Annotated in this window: 15 protein-coding genes; 11 read left to right on the top strand and 4 right to left on the bottom strand. The window is 71.9% G+C overall.

What is annotated here, in order from left to right; translation table 11 throughout:
* Nucleotides 1–52: 52 nt before the first annotated feature.
* Both GWK25_RS31165 and GWK25_RS31160 read right to left on the bottom strand, forming a co-directional pair.
* Complete coding sequence (locus GWK25_RS31165; RefSeq protein ID WP_033528170.1) at nt 53–334, bottom strand: Lrp/AsnC family transcriptional regulator; 282 nt, start codon at nt 332–334, stop codon at nt 53–55.
* The gene (locus GWK25_RS31160) at nt 331–1,086 is read right to left on the bottom strand and encodes a rhomboid family intramembrane serine protease (protein WP_215454734.1); all 756 of its coding nucleotides are present in this window, start codon (nt 1,084–1,086) and stop codon (nt 331–333) included. The genes GWK25_RS31165 and GWK25_RS31160 overlap by 4 nt, the downstream gene beginning before the upstream one ends.
* A gap of 204 nt (nt 1,087–1,290) precedes the next feature.
* Between GWK25_RS31160 and GWK25_RS31155 the strand changes: the two genes are divergently transcribed.
* The 5 genes from GWK25_RS31155 (at nt 1,291) to GWK25_RS31135 (ending at nt 7,010) form a co-directional block, all read left to right on the top strand.
* Complete coding sequence (locus tag GWK25_RS31155; RefSeq protein ID WP_033528168.1) at nt 1,291–1,530, top strand: hypothetical protein; 240 nt, start codon at nt 1,291–1,293, stop codon at nt 1,528–1,530.
* A 70-nt stretch (nt 1,531–1,600) separates the two neighbouring features.
* The gene (locus GWK25_RS31150) at nt 1,601–2,944 is read left to right on the top strand and encodes an NYN domain-containing protein (RefSeq protein WP_215454732.1); all 1,344 of its coding nucleotides are present in this window, start codon (nt 1,601–1,603) and stop codon (nt 2,942–2,944) included.
* A gap of 260 nt (nt 2,945–3,204) precedes the next feature.
* Nucleotides 3,205–4,242: a C40 family peptidase gene (locus tag GWK25_RS31145; protein WP_215454730.1), complete on the top strand. Its 1,038-nt coding sequence runs from the start codon at nt 3,205–3,207 to the stop codon at nt 4,240–4,242.
* A gap of 311 nt (nt 4,243–4,553) precedes the next feature.
* Entirely contained in the window at nt 4,554–5,585 is a 1,032-nt protein-coding gene (locus GWK25_RS31140) for an NlpC/P60 family protein (RefSeq protein ID WP_215454728.1), read from the top strand.
* A 144-nt stretch (nt 5,586–5,729) separates the two neighbouring features.
* Nucleotides 5,730–7,010, top strand: coding sequence for a hypothetical protein (locus GWK25_RS31135; protein ID WP_215454726.1), 1,281 nt, complete (start codon nt 5,730–5,732; stop codon nt 7,008–7,010).
* A 178-nt stretch (nt 7,011–7,188) separates the two neighbouring features.
* Here the strand turns inward: GWK25_RS31135 and GWK25_RS31130 are convergent, their stop codons facing one another.
* Nucleotides 7,189–8,469, bottom strand: coding sequence for a glycosyltransferase 87 family protein (locus GWK25_RS31130; protein WP_215454724.1), 1,281 nt, complete (start codon nt 8,467–8,469; stop codon nt 7,189–7,191).
* A gap of 126 nt (nt 8,470–8,595) precedes the next feature.
* On the opposite strand from GWK25_RS31130, the gene GWK25_RS31125 reads away from it, so the two are divergent.
* Nucleotides 8,596–9,738, top strand: coding sequence for a glycosyltransferase family 4 protein (locus GWK25_RS31125; protein WP_215454722.1), 1,143 nt, complete (start codon nt 8,596–8,598; stop codon nt 9,736–9,738).
* 194 nt (nt 9,739–9,932) lie between these two features.
* Complete coding sequence (locus GWK25_RS31120) at nt 9,933–11,519, top strand: GMC oxidoreductase (RefSeq protein WP_215457730.1); 1,587 nt, start codon at nt 9,933–9,935, stop codon at nt 11,517–11,519.
* Nucleotides 11,520–11,536: 17 nt separating this feature from the next.
* Here the strand turns inward: GWK25_RS31120 and GWK25_RS31115 are convergent, their stop codons facing one another.
* On the bottom strand, nt 11,537–13,333 hold the full coding sequence (locus GWK25_RS31115) for a long-chain fatty acid--CoA ligase (protein ID WP_215454720.1): 1,797 nt from the start codon (nt 13,331–13,333) through the stop codon (nt 11,537–11,539).
* A gap of 354 nt (nt 13,334–13,687) precedes the next feature.
* On the opposite strand from GWK25_RS31115, the gene GWK25_RS31110 reads away from it, so the two are divergent.
* The 4 genes from GWK25_RS31110 to GWK25_RS31095 all read left to right on the top strand — a co-directional run bounded on the left by GWK25_RS31110 (nt 13,688) and on the right by GWK25_RS31095 (nt 17,133).
* A complete protein-coding gene (locus GWK25_RS31110) occupies nt 13,688–14,443 on the top strand; it encodes a metallophosphoesterase (protein ID WP_215457728.1) in 756 nt (251 codons plus the stop codon).
* A gap of 107 nt (nt 14,444–14,550) precedes the next feature.
* Entirely contained in the window at nt 14,551–14,991 is a 441-nt protein-coding gene (locus tag GWK25_RS31105) for an SRPBCC family protein (protein ID WP_215454718.1), read from the top strand.
* A gap of 366 nt (nt 14,992–15,357) precedes the next feature.
* A complete protein-coding gene (locus GWK25_RS31100) occupies nt 15,358–16,536 on the top strand; it encodes an ArsA family ATPase (protein WP_215454715.1) in 1,179 nt (392 codons plus the stop codon).
* A 57-nt stretch (nt 16,537–16,593) separates the two neighbouring features.
* Nucleotides 16,594–17,133, top strand: coding sequence for a DUF5304 domain-containing protein (locus tag GWK25_RS31095; protein WP_215454714.1), 540 nt, complete (start codon nt 16,594–16,596; stop codon nt 17,131–17,133).
* The last annotated feature ends 15 nt before the right edge of the window (nt 17,134–17,148 follow it).

Raw genomic sequence — 17,148 nt, 5'->3', positions numbered from 1 at the left:
CGAGGATGAGGGTGAGATGAGGACTTCTTCATCTCGGGGCGGCTCGCGGGTCTCAGCCGTCCAGTCCGATGGCGAACGCGGCCTCCAGGTCGTGCTGCGAGTACGTCCGGAACGCCACGTGCGTGTCGGTGCCCAGCACACCCGGGATCTTGCTGATGGACCCGGGGATCACGTCGGCCAGGTCGTCGTGGGCCTTCACCCGGACCATGGCCACCAGGTCGTAGGTACCGGTCACCGAGAACACCTCGCTCACGGATTCGAGGGCGGCGATCGACTCCGCGATCTCCGGGATCCGGTCCACGCTGGTCTTGATGAGCACGATCGCGGTGATCACGGCTGTTTCTCTCCCTCGGGGGCCGGAGCGGGGACGTCCGACGGAACATCCACGGGCGCTTTCACTCTAGCCCCACGCCCGTAGCGCCCCCACGCGTAGGCGAACCCCAGTCCGAACCCCACCAGGTGTGCCAGATAGGCGACCCCCGGCCCCGAGGTCTGCCGGCCCGCGGCCAGCCACTGCAGGCTCACCCAGAACGGCAGGGTGACCCACGCCGGGAACCGCAGCGGAAGAAAGAAGAGGAAGGGCAGGAGGCTCGTCACCCGCGCCCTGGGGAACAGGAACAGAAACGCGCCGAGGACCGCGGAGATCGCCCCCGACGCGCCGACCAGCGACTGCGGGGACCCGGCGTGCGCCGCCGCGTACGCCACCAGCGCGACATAGCCGCAGCCCACGTAGAAGAGGGCGAACTCCACATGGCCCATGCGCTCCTCGGCCATCGCCCCGAAGACGAAGAGGAAGAGCATGTTGCCGAGGAGATGCAGCCAGCTGCCGTGGACGAAGAGCGCCGTGAGGGGCGTGAGCGCCGCGCGCCCGGTGCCGTGGAACAGCTCGTCCGGGACGACACCCCAGCGCCGGAAGTACGCCCGCTGCGCGGCGAGCAGCTCGTCCCCGGTGCCGTACACGGGGTTGAGGCCCGCCGCCGGTCCGATCAGGAAGAGCGCACAGCACACGGCGATCAGCCCGTACGTCACCGGCGCCGACTCGTTTCGTACGGCCCGGGCGGCCGAGGTGCTCCACTTGCCGATCATGAGCAGAGCATGACGTAACGGGACTCACCCGCACAGACCGCCTCGCCGCCGACGGCGATCGGCCCCGCCCCCGCGGGCAATCCGCGGCGCCACCGCAGGCGAACAGGCGTCCAGGACCGGTCAGGCCGTAGGGTTACGAGCCACACGCACCGGGACGCCGGTGCTACACGGACCGGAAGACCGGAAGAAGGAAGAGCAGCCACGATGACGGTTCCCCTGCCGACGGACACCACCCGCTGGCGCTGCACGCTCTGTGGCAACCTCACGCGGTTCGACGTGACCCGCTCGTCGAAGGTCGTCGAGTACGTTCACCTCGATCTCGCCGGGAAGCCCGAGGTCGAGGAGCGCAACGTGGTCAGTGAGACCATCGAGTCGGTCCGTTGCCGCTGGTGCAACGCCGTGGACCAGGTGGAACTCGTCGACAGGCCGGGCGCCGGCTCCTGAGGATGGGGGTCCCCCTGCTCCGGTGACGTCGGGAGCGGGGACGGCCCCGCGAAGAGATGGGGTGTGACGGATGGTGGAGAGCTCAGGCGGGGGGCCGGGCGACGGCGCCGCTGAGGTGCTCGACCGTCCGCTGCCCGAGGGCGTCCGCAAGCGCGTCGTGCAGATCGTCTCCGACGGGTTCGGCGGACTGACCGTCGGCGAACTGCCCGCCCAGCTCAGACAGTACGCCCGGTTCGCCCCGAACCGCCGGGTCAAGTTCGCCGGGAACGCCATGGCGGCCGCCGTGGAGAGCGACACGCTCTTCAGACAGCGGATCGGGGAGCGGTTCCGGGAGGCCCATCCGGAGCTGGCCGGCGCCCTCGACACGGGTGCGCCGCCCCCGGCCGCGGATCCGCTGGACGTGGCGGCCGCGGCCTATGTGCTGCGCCCCACGGGCTGGGTGAAGCTGGTCGCCGCCGCCGGTGAGGAGGCCCTGCGGGCCGACGCCGAGCGCGCCGACGAGGAGAGCCGCGCCGAGCTGGAGCGGCTGCGCGAGCAGCTCGCCGAGGCCCGCGGCCACACGAAGACCGAGACGGAACGGCTGCGCGCGGAGCTGGAATCGGCCAAGAAGGACGCCGACTCGCTGCACCGCAAGCTCCGGGCCGCCCTCAGCGACGTCAAGCGCGGCGAGGCCGCCCTGCGCAAGCTGCACGCCGAGATGGAGACCCTGCGTGCCGAGGGCCACGCCCAGGTGTCGGCCGCCGAGAGCGAGACCCGGCGGCTCAAGGCGCGGCTCGGCGAGGCGGAGGCCGCCCTGGAGGCCACCCGGAGGGCCGCCCGCGAGGGCCGCAGCGTCGAGGACATGCGGGTACGGCTGCTGCTGGACACCGTGCTGGACGCGGCCCAGGGCCTCAGACGTGAACTGGCGCTGCCGCCGGTCTCCGTACGGCCCGCCGAGACCGTCGACGCGGTCGAGCCGGGCCGGATGACCCCGAAGGACATCGCCGCCCGCGCGCTGTCGGAGAACGACCCGGCGATCCTGGACCAGTTGCTGGCGCTGCCGCAGGCGCACCTCGTCGTCGACGGCTACAACGTCACCAAGACCGGCTATCCGCAGATGCCGCTGGAGAAGCAGCGGCTGCGGCTCCTCGGGCAGCTCTCCCAGCTCGCCGCGCAGACCGGTGCCGAGGTGACCTGTGTCTTCGACGGGGCCGAGCTGGCCGCGCCGGTGCTGCTCGCGCCGCCGCGCGGAGTGCGGGTGCTGTTCTCCAAGCCGGGTGTCACCGCCGACGAGTTGATCCGCCAGCTGGTGCGCGCCGAACCCCCCGGCCGGCCGGTCATCGTCGTCTCCACCGACCGTGAGGTGGCCGACGGGATCGCCAAGGCGGGGGCCCGGCCGGTCGCCTCCGCGGTGCTCCTCAAGCGCCTTTCCTGACCGTTCGATCCCCTGGGCCCCAAGGGCAACGTACGGGCGCTATGACCGAATTGGACGGAACTGTTGCGCAACGTAGCGTCAACCGGGCGCTACTGGATGTGTGTTGAGTGTAAATTGTGCGCCCTGGGGCGGGATTTTTCCTGTGGGGGATTTGAAGTGATCACCGTTGGGTCACTAGGGTCTGGGCTCAAACCTCTCAACGGGTGATCGTCGCCGGAGTCCCCGCCGGTCGGTCGCTCACATGAAGGAGTTCACCTACCGTGGCGTCCCACCGTCGACCCAAGCAGCCGAGCCGTACGCGTGTGACCGTGCTCACCACCGCTGCCGCCGCTGCCGTGGCCCTGACCTCGCAGGCCGCCAACGCCACCCCCGGCGAGAAGCCGAGCAAGGACGACGTCCAGGCCAAGGTCCACAAGCTGTACGAGGACGCCGGGCGGGCCACCGACAAGCTCAACGGGGCCGAGGAGAAGCAGGAGAAGCTCGAGAAGGAGATCTCCACGATCCAGGACAACGTCGCCAAGGGTCAGGAGGAGCTCAACGAGCTCCGGGAGGGCATAGGCCTGGCGGCCAGCGCCCAGTACCGCTCGGGTGGCATCGACTCCTCGATCCAGCTCTTCCTCTCGGCCGACCCGGACGACTACCTGGACAAGGCCGCCACGCTCGACCAGCTGACCGGTCAGCAGGTCGAGGCGCTCAAGAAGATCCAGGAGAAGCAGCGCACGCTCGCGCAGCAGCGCCAGGAGGCCACGGAGAAGCTGGAGGACCTCGCGGACACCCGCGAGACCCTGGCGGACAAGAAGAAGGAAGTCCAGAGCAAGCTGGCCGCCGCGCAGAAGCTCCTCAACACCCTGACGGCCGAGGAGAAGGCCGCCCTGGACGAGCAGGAGACCCGCGCCAGCCGCGACGCCGGGGACCGCGTCGAACTCGGCAACGAGGCGCCCGCCTCCAGCTACGGCGCCGCCGCCCTCGCCGCCGCCGACACCCAGGTCGGCAAGCCGTACGTCTCCGGTGGCAGCGGCCCCAACTCCTACGACTGCTCCGGACTGACCCAGTGGGCCTACGCCCAGGCCGGTGTCTCGATCTCCCGGACCACGTACACGCAGCAGAACGACGGCACGAAGATCGGGCGCGACCAGCTCAAGCCCGGCGACCTGGTGTTCTTCAACGACCTCGGACACGTCGGCCTCTACGCGGGCAACGGCATGGTCCTGCACGCCCCCTACCCGGGCAAGGTCGTCCGCTACGAGTCGATGAGCACCATCGGCAGCTTCCAGTTCGGTGTCCGCGTCGTCGGCTGACACCCGCTCCGCCTCGAACAGGGCCGCTCGTCACACAGTGTGACGGTCGGCCCTGTTCTGCTTCAAGATCAGGACACAGAGCCGCCCGAACGGGCGAATTCCCGCACCTCGTGCTGACCCCTTCTCCCGCTGGTGACCTGGGCCCGAGGCCGGACGTCACGCTGTGTTGCCGCGGAGGTCTTTGGCTGGGAGACCGTCACGCGGCTACTGTCGGCCGCGCTTCCCTCACCCGCCGTGAGCACAGCCCTTCTGTGGTGCGACTTCCGGCCCGGGGAGCACCCTGTCCGCCGTCGAAGGGAGTGCGGCTTCCCGTGGTGTCCCACAGTCGCCTTGTACCGTCCGGGTTCGACCGGGGCGCGGCCGCCGCCCTCGGCGTGCTGTCCGCCGCTGCCGCCGCCCTCGGCGCCATCCCCGTCCAGCCGGCCGCCGCCGCGCCGCACGACACCACCCGCGCCGAAGTGGACCGGTTGTACGAGGAGGCCGAGAAAGCCACCGAGGCGTACAACAAGGCCGACGAGCGCGCCGACGAGCTGCGTGAGCAGATCGGCACCGCACAGGACTCGATCGCCCGGCAGCAGGACCGCATCAACACCATGCGGGAGTCGCTGGGTTCGCTCGCCGGCGCCCAGTACCGCTCCGGCGCCCTCGACCCGTCGATCGCCCTGCTGTTCTCCGAGAACCCCGACGACTACCTCGACCGGGCGTCCGCCCTGGACCGCATCAGCGCCCACCAGGCGGGCGAACTCCACGACCTCCAACAGGCCATGCGCGACCTCGATCAGGACCGCGAGGAGGCCGGCGACAAGCTGACCGAACTGGAGAAGAGCCGCAAGGCCGTCGCCCAGCACAAGCGGACCGTTGAGGGCAAGCTCGCGGCCGCCCGGCAGCTGCTCAACTCCCTCCCGGACGAGGAGCGCGCCGAGTACGAACGAGCCTCCCGCTCCACCGCCTCGGGCCGCACCGACATGCCCGAACCCGTCGGCGCCGTCGCCCCCAACGGCCGCGCCGCCGCCGCCGTCGCCGCGGCCCGCTCGGCCCTCGGCAAGCCGTACGTGTGGGGGGCCACCGGCCCCGACGGCTTCGACTGCTCCGGGCTCATGGTCTGGTCGTACGGCCAGGCGGGCGTGGGCCTGCCGCGCACCTCGCAGGCCCAGCGGTACGCCGGCACCCAGGTCCCGCTCTCCCAGGCACAGCCCGGCGACCTGGTCACCTACCGGCCCGACGCCAGCCATGTCGGCATGTACGTCGGCAACGGGCAGGTCATCCACGCGCCCTACCCGGGCGCCCCGGTCCGCTACGACCCCGTCGGGATGATGCCGATCGCCTCGGTCACGCGCCCCTGAGCGCCGCTCCGGTCCCCGGCCGCGACAGGGCGACGGCGGCCGGGAGCCGTACGTCGCCCCGGCGGTCGCCCCCGTGCCGCCGTACCCGGGCTGAGATCGGCTGACCCTGCCGGACGGCGCCTGGGTCCCCGTACGATCGGGAACGTGGCTGGTCGAAGGCGCGCGACGCGTTCCCGGTCCGGGTCGGGGGTCCGGCACGGGCTCCCGGGACGCGGAGGCGTTCCGTCGGCCCTCGCCCTCGCCCTCGCCCTCGCCGTCCTCGTCGGCTGCGGCGGCGACGCGGAACCCGACGCCGCCCGTGCCGACGTCGAGCGGATGCTCGACCGGCGGGCCACGGCGGTCCTGGAACGGGACGGCGCGGCCTACCGCGCCACCGAGGCGCCGACCTCCCCGGTCGCCGGTCAACTGGCCACCGGGGCAGCCGAGTTCGCCAACCTCCGCCGCCTGCCGCTGTCCTCCTGGTCCTACGACCTCAACTCCTTCCGCCGCTCCGGCGACCGGGCCAGCGCCGAGGCGGCCCTGCGCTACCGGATCCGCGGCTACGACGAGTCGCCCGTCACCGCCGTACGGACCCTGACCCTCGTCCGGGACGACGGGGCGTGGCGGGTGGCCGCCGACGAGCCCGCGAAGAAGGGCACCGAACAGCTCTGGGAACAGGGGCGGATCGTCGCGGTACGCGGGGAGCGGAGCCTCGTGCTGGGGGTCGGGCGGTCGGCGGACGCCCTGCGGGGGTACGCGGCGCTGGCGGACCGGGCCGTGCCCGCCGTGACGGAGGCGTGGGGGGAGGACTGGGCGCGGCGGGTCGTGGTCGTCGTACCGGAGTCGCTGGACGAGATGGCGGGGCTGCTGGGGGCGCCCGCGTCCGGGTACCGGGGGATCGCGGCGGTCACCACCGGGGAGGCCGGGGGGTCGGCGAAGGCGCCGGCGGACCGGATCGTGGTCAATCCCGACGCGTACGCCGTCCTCGGCGACTTCGGCAAACAGGTCGTGCTCACCCACGAGACGACCCACGTCGCCACGCGCGCCCACACCAACGCCGCGACGCCGTTGTGGCTCTCCGAGGGTTACGCGGACTGGGTCGGCTACCGGGGCACCGGGCGCGCGGCGTCCGACGTGGCCCCCGAGCTGCAGCGGGCGGTGGCGGAGGGACGGTTGCCGGCGGCGCTCCCCGCCGACGAGGACTTCGGCTTCGCCGACGACTCCGGGAGGCTCGCACAGGCCTACGAGAGCGGTTGGCTGGCGTGCCGTCTGATCGCGGACCGGTGGGGTGAGGTGCGGTTGGACGAGTTCTACCGGGCGGTCGGTGCGCATGGGGAGCGGGAGGGGGCGGTGGAGGGGGCGCTGGAGGAGGTGCTGGGGACGACGGTGGGGGAGTTCACGGGGGAGTGGAGGGAGTATGTGCGGGCGCAGCTGGAGGGACGGTGAGGGGCGTGTCGCGCAGTTCCCCGCGCCCCTGAAAAGCAGGGGCTGCGCCCCGTGCTTCTCATCCCGCGGCCCGGCCGCTTTCATCCCGCGGCCCCGTGGTCTTTCAGGCCCGCGGCCCCGTCGTCTGTCAGGCCCACGGAGCTGTGGTCCTTCAGGCCCATAGGGGTGGCCTGGTCCTTCAGGGGCGCAGCCCCTGTCTTTTAGGGGCGCGGGGAACTGCGCGACCAGCCCCCACCGGACCCGCACCCGACAACGCACCCCCCGGCGCACCCGACAACGCACCACCCAGCGCCACCGTCTCGCTCCACAGCTCGAACGCCGCCAGCAGCGCCGCCAGGACCAGCAGCCCGTTGCGGACGAACAGGAGCGTCACCCCCAGCCAGTCGCTCGCCACGACATGGCCGAACCAGATCGGGAACTCCAGCACGGTCACGAACGACGCCCCCAGAACCATGCCCCCCGGCAGCCCCATACGGCTCGCCCGGAAGCAGAGACAGACGGCGGCCAGCCCCACCAGCCACACCATGTACTGGGGGCTGATCACCCGACTCGTGGCCGTGAACATCAGCACCCCCACGAACGCCGCGTCCACGAGCGTGTGCGGAGCGAACCGCCGCGCCCGTACCCGCCACAGCAGCAGCCAGGCGAACGCCACTCCGCTGAGCAGCAGGGCCGCGTCGCTGACGACGTCGACGTGCGGGCCGAGGAACTCCACCGAGCCGTAGTTGAGCAGCACCTCCCCGTCCCAGCCGAACTGCCGGGCCACATGGAAGACCAGGGCGCCGAGCGACTCCACCTCCGTGCCCCGGTCGCGCTGGAAGGTCAGGAAGGCGAAGGCGCCGGGCATGGCCAGGGCGAGGCCGGCCGCCAGCGCGACGCCGGTGGCCGCCGCCCAGGCCCACGCGGCGCGTCGGCGGGCGCCCAGGAGCAGCAGCGCCGGCCACACCTTCAGCAGGGCCGCGAAGGCCGTCAGCGCCCCCATCGCGCGTGGATGGCGGCTGCCGGCCAGGAGGGCCGCGACCGCCACCGCCGTCACCATCACGTCGTACCGGGCGTACGCGGTCGGACCGAGCAGGGGCAGGCCCACCACCCACACCCGGGCCCCGCGCCAGGTCCTGCCGGGACGCGCGCCCGCGTGGAGGAGCAGGGCGAGGACCGCCAGGTCGGCGAGGCAGGCGAGGACGAAGAAGGCCGACGCGTAGTCCAGGAAGGGCAGCAGCGCGGGCGAGAGGATCGCGAGGGCGGCGGCGGGCGGGTACTGCCAGGTGACGTCGTCCAGGGGATACGTTCCCGCGCGCAGGGTCCCGTACCAACCCTGGTAGATCACCGAGACGTCGCCGGTGACGTCCGGCCCGGGGAACACGAACACCTTGAAGACGAACAGCAGCAGGAGCAGCCGCGTCGCACCCCAGAGCGTGAGCAGCCCGACCGGGAGCCGTCGAGAGCCCGTCATGTCCATCCGCACCACGTGAGTCCCTGTCCCTGTCCGTCCGCGCACCGGTTCGTCGGTGAGGGACATGATCCCCCGCCGGGCTGTGAGACGGCCGTGCAGCCCGGCCGGGCCCGTTCGGTAGGGTCGGCGGCGATGCACAAGACCCTGATCGTGACGAACGACTTCCCGCCCCGGCCCGGCGGCATCCAGGCGTTCCTGCACAACATGGCGCTGCGGCTGGACCCCGAGCGCCTCGTCGTCTACGCGTCGACGTGGAAGCGCGGCCGCGAGGGCGTCGAGGCGACGGCCGCCTTCGACGCCGAGCAGCCCTTCACCGTCGTACGCGACCGGACGACCATGCTGCTGCCGACGCCCGCCGTGACCCGCCGCGCGGTCTCGCTGCTGCGCGAGCACGGCTGCACGTCGGTGTGGTTCGGCGCGGCGGCCCCCCTCGGCCTGATGGCCCCCGCGCTGCGCGGGGCGGGCGCCGAGCGGCTGGTGGCCACCACGCACGGCCACGAGGCGGGCTGGGCGCAGCTGCCCGCCGCCCGGCAACTGCTGCGGCGGATCGGCGAGGGCACGGACACGATCACCTACCTGGGCGAGTACACCCGCTCCCGGATCGCCACGGCCCTCACGCCCGAGGCGGCCGGGCGGATGGTCCAACTGCCGCCCGGGGTCGACGAGAAGACCTTCCACCCGGGCTCCGGCGGCGACGAGGTCCGCGCCCGGCTGGGCCTCACGGACCGCCCGGTCGTCGTCTGTGTCTCCCGGCTCGTGCCGCGCAAGGGGCAGGACACGCTGATCCGGGCGATGCCCGGCATCCTCGCGGCGGAGCCCGAGGCGGTGCTGCTGATCGTCGGCGGCGGACCGTACGAGAAGGAGCTGCGCCGGCTCGCCCAGGAGACCGGGGTCGCCGGGTCCGTCCGCTTCACCGGCGCCGTCCCCTGGTCCGAGCTGCCCGCCCACTACGGCGCCGGTGACGTCTTCGCCATGCCGTGCCGCACCCGTCGGGGCGGCCTGGACGTGGAGGGCCTCGGCATCGTCTATCTGGAGGCCTCGGCCACCGGCCTCCCCGTCGTCGCGGGCGACTCGGGCGGCGCCCCCGACGCCGTGCTCGACGGTGAGACGGGCTGGGTCGTGCGGGGCAGTTCCCCGACGGAGGCCGCGGAGCGCATCACCACCCTCCTCGGCGACCGGGAGCTGCGGGAGCGCATGGGGCAGCGGGGCCGCGAGTGGGTCGAGGAGAAGTGGCGCTGGGACCTGTTGGCAGAAACTTTGAAAACGCTGCTGTAGCCCCGTGAGGGGCGCGGGGAACTGCGCGACCAGCCACAAGACGACCGGAAGTCGCCTTCCGGGAGCACCCGGCACCCCGGTAGGCGCCGCCCGGCACGGCAAAGCCTCTAGCCGGAGCCGGGAAATCCGCACATGCTGCGCACATGACAGCAAAACTGATGCAGCGTCAGCTGACGAGACGTCATATCCTTGGTATGGCCGCGCTCCAGAGCGCGGCCGCCCTCGGCCTCACCCGCATCGGCCTCCAGTCCGCCCGAGCGGCCGAGCCCGACGCCGTCGACAACGCCCCGGCGATCGTCATCGGCTCCGGCTACGGCGCCGCCGTGGCCGCCCTCCGCCTCGGCCAGGCCGGCATCCGCACCCTCGTCCTGGAGATGGGCAAGGCCTGGACCACCCCCGGCTCCGACGGCAAGATCTTCTGCTCGACCAGGGAGCCGGACGAGCGCTCCATGTGGTTCAAGACCCGGACCGAGGCCCCGCTCGCCACGTTCCTCTGGCTGGACGTCGTCAACAGGGACATCAGCCTGTACCCCGGCGTGCTGGACCGGGTGCGCTACGCCAACATGTCGGTCTTCCTCGGCCGGGGCGTCGGCGGCGGCTCCCTGGTCAACGGCAGCATGGCCGTCACCCCCCTCCAGTCGTACTTCGCCGAGCAGTTCCCGACCGTCGACACCGCCGAGATGTACGGCACGTACTTCCCGCGCGCCCGCGCCATGCTCGGCGTCAACACCGTCGACCCCGCCTGGTTCGAGTCCACGGAGTGGTACCGCTTCAGCCGGATCTCCCGCGCCCACGCGGCTAAGGCCGGCTTGAAGACCACCTTCGTGCCCAGCGTCTACGACTTCGGCTACATGCAGCGCGAGGCGGCGGGCACCGCGACCAAGTCGGCTCTCGCGGGGGAGGTCATCTACGGCAACAACCACGGCAAGAAGAGCCTCGACAAGACGTACCTGGCCGCCGCCCTCGGCACCGGCAACGTCACCATCCACACCCTGGAACGGGCCAGGGGCATCCGCCGGCTGAGCGACGGCACGTACGTCGTCACCGTCGACCGCCTCGACGGCACGGGCACGGTCGTCGAGACCAAGGAGTACGGCTGCACCTATCTGTTCCTCGGCGCCGGCAGCGTCGGCACCACCGAACTCCTCGTCCGGGCACGGGCCAGGAACACCCTTCCCGCCCTGGACGCGAGCGTCGGCGCCGGCTGGGGCCCCAACGGCAATGTCATGCTCGGCCGGGCCAACCACCTGTGGGACACCGTCGGGGCGAACCAGTCGACCATGCCGGTCATGGGCATCGACGACTGGGCCAACACCGCCAACCCCGTCTTCGCCGAGATCGCCCCCCTGCCCACCGGCCTCGAGCACTGGGTCAGCCTCTATCTGGCGATCACCAAGAACACCGAACGCGCCTCCTTCACCTACGACGCCGCCGCCGACACGGCGAAACTCGGCTGGAGCGCCGCCCAGAGCGCGGTCTCCTCGTCCATGGCCAAGAAGCTCTTCGACCGGATCAACTCCGCCAACTCCACGATGTACCGGTACGACCTGTTCGGCTCGCCCAGCAAGGTGTTCGCCGACGACTTCACGTACCACCCGCTGGGCGGCTGTGTGCTGGGGAAGGCGACCGACGGCTACGGAAGGGTGAAGGGGTACTCGAAGCTGTACGTCACCGACGGCTCGCTGGTGCCCGGCTCGATCGGGGTGAACCCGTTCGTCACGATCACCGCGCTCGCCGAACGCACGATGGCGCGGATCCTCGTGGAGGACACCGCGCCATGATCGTCGTACGTGTCTGACTACTTCTGGTAGATCGCCTCGATCTCGTCCGCGTAGTCCTTCGCCACCACGTTGCGCTTGAGCTTCAGGGACGGCGTCAGGTGGCCCGACTCCTCCGTGAACTGTGAGGACAGAATGCGGAACTTCCGCACCGATTCCGCCTTCGACACCGCGGCGTTGCCGTCGTCGATCGCGGCCTGAACGGCCGCGTTCAGATCGGCGTCCGCGCTCAGCGACGCCGCGGTGGAGCCCGCCGGCTTGCCGTGCTCGGCGGCCCAACGGCCCAGGAACTCCTCGTCGATGGTGACCAGCGCGCCGACGAACGGCCGCCCGTCACCCACCACCATGCACTCCGCGACCAGCGCGTGGGCGCGGATACGGTCCTCGATCACGGCCGGGGCGACGTTCTTGCCGCCCGCCGTGACGATGATCTCCTTCTTGCGGCCGGTGATGCTGAGGTAGCCGTCCTCGTCGAGGGTGCCGATGTCACCGGTGTGGAACCAGCCGTCGGCCAGCGCCTCCTCGGTCGCGCCCGGGTTGTTCCAGTACTCCTTGAACAGGTGCTCGCCGTGCAGCAGCACCTCCCCGTCGTCCGCGATCCGGATGACGGAGCCCGGCAGCGGCTGCCCGACCGTGCCGATCTTCTGCCGGTCCCAGGGGTTGAACGCGGTCGCCGCGCAGGACTCGGTGAGGCCGTAGCCCTCCAGGACCGTGAAGCCGATGCCCCGGAAGAAGTGGCCGAGGCGCTCGCCGAGCGGGGCGCCGCCCGAGATCGCGAACTCGCCCTTGCCGCCGAGCACCGCGCGCAGCTTGCTGTAGACGAGCTTGTCGAACACCTTGTGCTTGATCTTCAGACCGAGGGCCGGGCCCGACGCCGAGTCCAGCGCCTTGCTGTACGCGATCGCCGTGTCCGCGGCCTTGTCGAAGATCTTGCCCTTGCCGTCCGCCTGCGCCTTGGCCCGCGCCGAGTTGTAGACCTTCTCGAACACCCGCGGCACACCGAGGATCAGCGTCGGCCGGAAGGAGGCCAGTTCGTCGGTGAGGTTCTTGATGTCCGGTACGGTGCCCAGCTTGATCGGCGCCATCATGGGCGCGACCTGCACCAGCCGCCCGAAGACGTGCGCGAGCGGGAGGAAGAGCAGGACCGAGCACTCGCCCGTACGGAACAGGGGCCGCAGCCGCTCCACCACGTTCCCGCACTCGGCGAAGAAGCTGCGGTGGGTGAGCACGCACCCCTTCGGGCGGCCCGTGGTGCCCGAGGTGTAGACGATGGTCGCCGGGTCGTCGGCCTTCGCCAGCGAGCTGCGCTCGTCGACGGCAGCGTCGGTGACGTCCTGGCCGAGGCGGCCCAGCTCCTCCACCCCGCCGCCCTCGATCTGCCAGAGGTGCTTGAGCGCCGGCAGCGAGTCGCGCACCGACTCGACGGCGGCGGTGTGCGCGTCCAGCTCCACGATCATGGCGGTCGCGCCCGAGTCGGCGAGGATCCACTGCACCTGTTCCGGCGAACTGGTCTCGTACACCGGGACGGTGACCGCGCCGGCCGTCCAGATCGCGAAGTCGAGCAGGGTCCACTCGTACCGGGTACGGGACATCAGCCCGACCCGGTCGCCGGGCTGGACACCGGAGGCGATCAGCCCCTTCGCAGCCGTCCGCACCTCGGCGAGGAACTGGACCGCGTTCACGTCCTGCCAGGCGCCGCCCGCCTTGCGGGCGATGACGGCGACATCGGGATGCTGCGCGGCGTTTCTGCGGACGATGTCGGTCAGATTGCCGTCCGTCGGGACCTCGTACAAAGCCGGAAGGCTGAACTCGCGCAAGACTGCTGCTCCTCATAGGGCGCCGGCGCCACGACTCTGTGTTGCTGCGACGGTGCGGTCCAAGGCTGGGCGAGCGCTCAGGCCCCCGTGGTTCCTTGGGCCTTACTGGTTGAAAACCTGAGCACAACTGGACTGCCCGGACGTTACCCGTCGGTATGGCTTCTCCGCGAGGGGGGTCCGGTGAGATGTTCTCCGCGTCACACCTGGGGGCTCTCCTCGGGAAGAATAGTCCCCTCACTTACTGACTGGCCAGTAACCGCACGTGCGACCGGCTCTGTTCACGTATGCCGCACAGGCCTACGCTTGATCGTCATGGCACGCACACCGGGCGGTAACGGCAGAACGCGCATTCACGTGGTCAGCGACGTGCACGGCAACGCGCACGACCTGGCCGGAGCGGGTGAGGGCGCCGACGCCTTGGTGTGCCTGGGCGACCTGGTCCTCTTCCTCGACTACGCCGACCACTCCCGCGGCATCTTCCCCGACCTCTTCGGCGCCGAGAACGCGTCCCGGCTCGTCGAACTGCGCACCGCCCGGCGGTTCGAGGAGGCGCGCGAACTGGGGGCCCGGCTCTGGGCGGGCGTGGGCGAGGACCGCTCCGCCGTGATCGAGAAGGCCGTGCGCAAGCAGTACGCCGAACTGTTCGCGGCCTTCCCCACCCCGACGTACGCGACCTACGGCAATGTCGACATGCCGCGACTGTGGCCGGAGTACGCGGGGCCGGGGACGACCGTGCTCGACGGCGAACGGGTGGAGATCGGCGGCCGGGTCTTCGGCTTCGTGGGCGGCGGCCTGCGCACGCCCATGCGGACGCCGTACGAGATCAGCGACGAGGAGTACGCGGCCAAGATCGAGGCGGTGGGCGAGGTGGACGTGCTCTGCACCCACATCCCGCCGGAGGTGCCCGAACTGGTCTACGACACGGTGGCGCGCCGCTTCGAGCGGGGGAGCCGGGCACTGCTGGAGGCGATCCGCAGGACCCGGCCCCGCTACGCGCTGTTCGGGCACGTCCACCAGCCCCTGGCCCGGCGGATGCGGCTCGGGGCGACGGAGTGTGTCAACGTCGGGCATTTCGCGAGCAGCGGGAAGCCGTGGGCGCTGGAGTGGTGAACGCCGGGTGGGGTGGCGAGGGTTCGGCGGGCGCGCGGTAGCCTTCACGCTGCACATACGTGCGCACCCACCTCCCTCACCGGACCGTCTCTGGAGGAGCCACGGCGATGGCGGAATTCACCAGTTCGAGCATCACGATCGAGGCCTCGGCCGCCGACGTCATGGCAGTGATCGCCGACTTCGCCCGCTACCCGGACTGGACGGGTGAGGTGAAGGAGGCGGAGGTCCTCCGGACGGACGACCAGGGGCGGGCCGAGCAGGTCCGGCTGGTCATGGACGCGGGCGCGATCAAGGACGACCAGACGCTGGGGTACACCTGGACCGGGGCGAACGAGGTGTCCTGGACGCTGGTCAAGTCCCAGATGCTCCGCTCCCTCGACGGGTCCTACATCCTCAAGCCGGTGAGCGACTCGGTGACCGAGGTGACGTATCAGCTCACCGTCGACGTCAAGATCCCGATGCTCGGCATGATCAAGCGCAAGGCGGAGAAGGTCATCATCGACCGGGCGCTGGCGGGCCTGAAGAAGCGGGTGGAGTCGGGGGCGTAGGTTTTTTTGCCCACCCGCCCACCCGCCCACCCGACTCGCCCTGGTGGTGGAGGGCGCCGGCGTGCGTTGAGCGCTGTGCGCCCAATAGCTCGGTGGGCTGGGACGGGGCGCGACTGCGGGTCGTTCGTGGCTGATCGCGCAGTTCCCCGCGCCCCTGGGAATCGGGCTCCGCCTTCCTTCCCTCCTCGCTCCGTCCCCCGTCCGCCCCAGCTGCGGGCAGTCGTCACTGGGGCGATGGGGGCACTTCCCGCTCGAGCGAAGTCGAGAGCGGGGGAGGGTGGGCGCAGGCGGCACCCTGCCAGCGCCGGTGAGTGCCCCCCGGCGCTGGGCGCCGGTCCCGGCCCCGCTGGGCTACCGTTCACCCCCATGCGCACCATCCTGATCACCGGGCAAGGCGGCAGCGGCCGTACGACGGTCGCCGCGGCCACGGCGCTGGACGCGGCCCGCGCGGGCACCCGCACGCTGGTCCTGAGCGCCGACCGCACGGACGGGCTGGGCGCGGCCCTCGGCACGGCCACGGGACCGGAGCCCGTCCGCGTCGCGCCGCACCTCACCGCCTGGCGCCCCGACGCCGCGGCCGGCTTCCGGGAGGACCTCGTCGCGTTCCAGGAGCGCGCCGCGTCCGTCCTCGACCTGCTGGGCGCGGGACGCCTGGACGCCGAGGAACTCACGCCCCTGCCCGGCGCCGAGGAACTCGCCCTGCTCCGGGCGCTGCGGGACGCCGCGCTGTCGGAGGCGTACGACCTGCTCGTCGTCGATCTGCCCCCCGCCCCGCAGGCCCTCGCCCTGCTCGGCCTCCCGGAGGAACTGCGGCGGTATCTGCGCCGGCTGCTCCCGCCGGAGCGGCAGGCGGCCCGAGCGCTGCGGCCGGTCCTCGGCCGTCTCGCCGGAGTGCCGATGCCCGCCGAGTGGCTGTACGAGACGGCCGCCCGCTGGGACGTCGAACTGGCCGCCGTCGCCGCGATCGTCGAGGACCCGGGCACCAGCGTGCGCCTGGTCGCGGAGCCCGGCCCGGCCGGCGCCGACCACACGCGCCTCGCGGGTGTCGGATTCGCCCTGCGGGCGCTCCCCGTCGACCTGCTGATCGCCAACCGGCTCCTTCCCCAGGGCAGCCACGACATCTGGCTCGCCGGCCTCGTCGCGCAGCAGCGCAAGGCGTTGGAGGAGTGGGAGGAGCGGGGCGGGACCCGCCCCGTACGGGGAGTCGCCCACCTCGGACGCGACCCCCGCGGCCTCGACGACCTCGCCGCTCTGGGCGTCCCCGGTACGGGTGACGCTCCCGCCCGGGTCACCTGGCCCGTCACCGACAACCTCGGGGACGAGGGCGTGCTGGTGTGGCACATCCCGCTGCCCGGCGCGATACGGGACGAGCTGGATCTCATCCGGCGCGGCGACGAGCTGGTCGTCACGGCGGGCCAGTTCCGCCGTATCGTTCCGCTGCCGTCGGCACTGCGCCGCTGCACGGTCGACGGCGCGGCCCTGCGCGACGACCGGCTGAGCATCCGATTCGCGCCGGACCCGCGGTTGTGGCCCCGGACCCGGTGAACCGCATACGCCCGTTCGGGTAACGTCGAAGGTACGAACCGTAGGCAGGAGCCCGCCATGAGCGAAGAGCGCCCCACGTCCGACGCCGCCGGCGAGGACGCGGCCGCACGCAGGGACGCGGCCGACGAGGCGCGGACGGCCGAGCAGGCGCGCGAGAGCGACCGTGTGCGCGCCACCGACGCCGACGCCTGGGCGACGGCGTGCGAGGAGGACCTGAACGCGGAGAAGGCCCGTCGCCGTGCCCGGTACGGGCCGCCCCCGGGCTCGGCCGCCGAGGAACTGCGCAAGCTGGTCGACACCGTCGCGGACAAGCTGTCCGGACTGCAGTCGCCGTTGCTCGGCGCGGTCGCCGGCGGCGCGGCGCAGCAGATGGTCAACCAGGTCGTCCGTCAGGCCAAGGCCGCCGTCGAACCCGTCATCGAACGCAACCCGGACGTCTTCGACCATCTCGCCGCCGCGGGCGGTGAACTCCTCGCCGCGTACCGCTCCGCCGTCGAGGCCCAGGAGCGCCGCTGGACCAACCGGGACACCGGCCACCAGGGAGGCCGTGACCAGGGGGACGACCAGGGCCCCGGCGAGCGCATCGACCTGGACTGACGGCGGGCCCGTCCG

This window comes from Streptomyces sp. ATCC 21386 (genome assembly GCF_018728545.1).
Lineage (GTDB): Bacteria > Actinomycetota > Actinomycetes > Streptomycetales > Streptomycetaceae > Streptomyces.
This window is presented reverse-complemented; position numbering and strand designations above follow the sequence as displayed.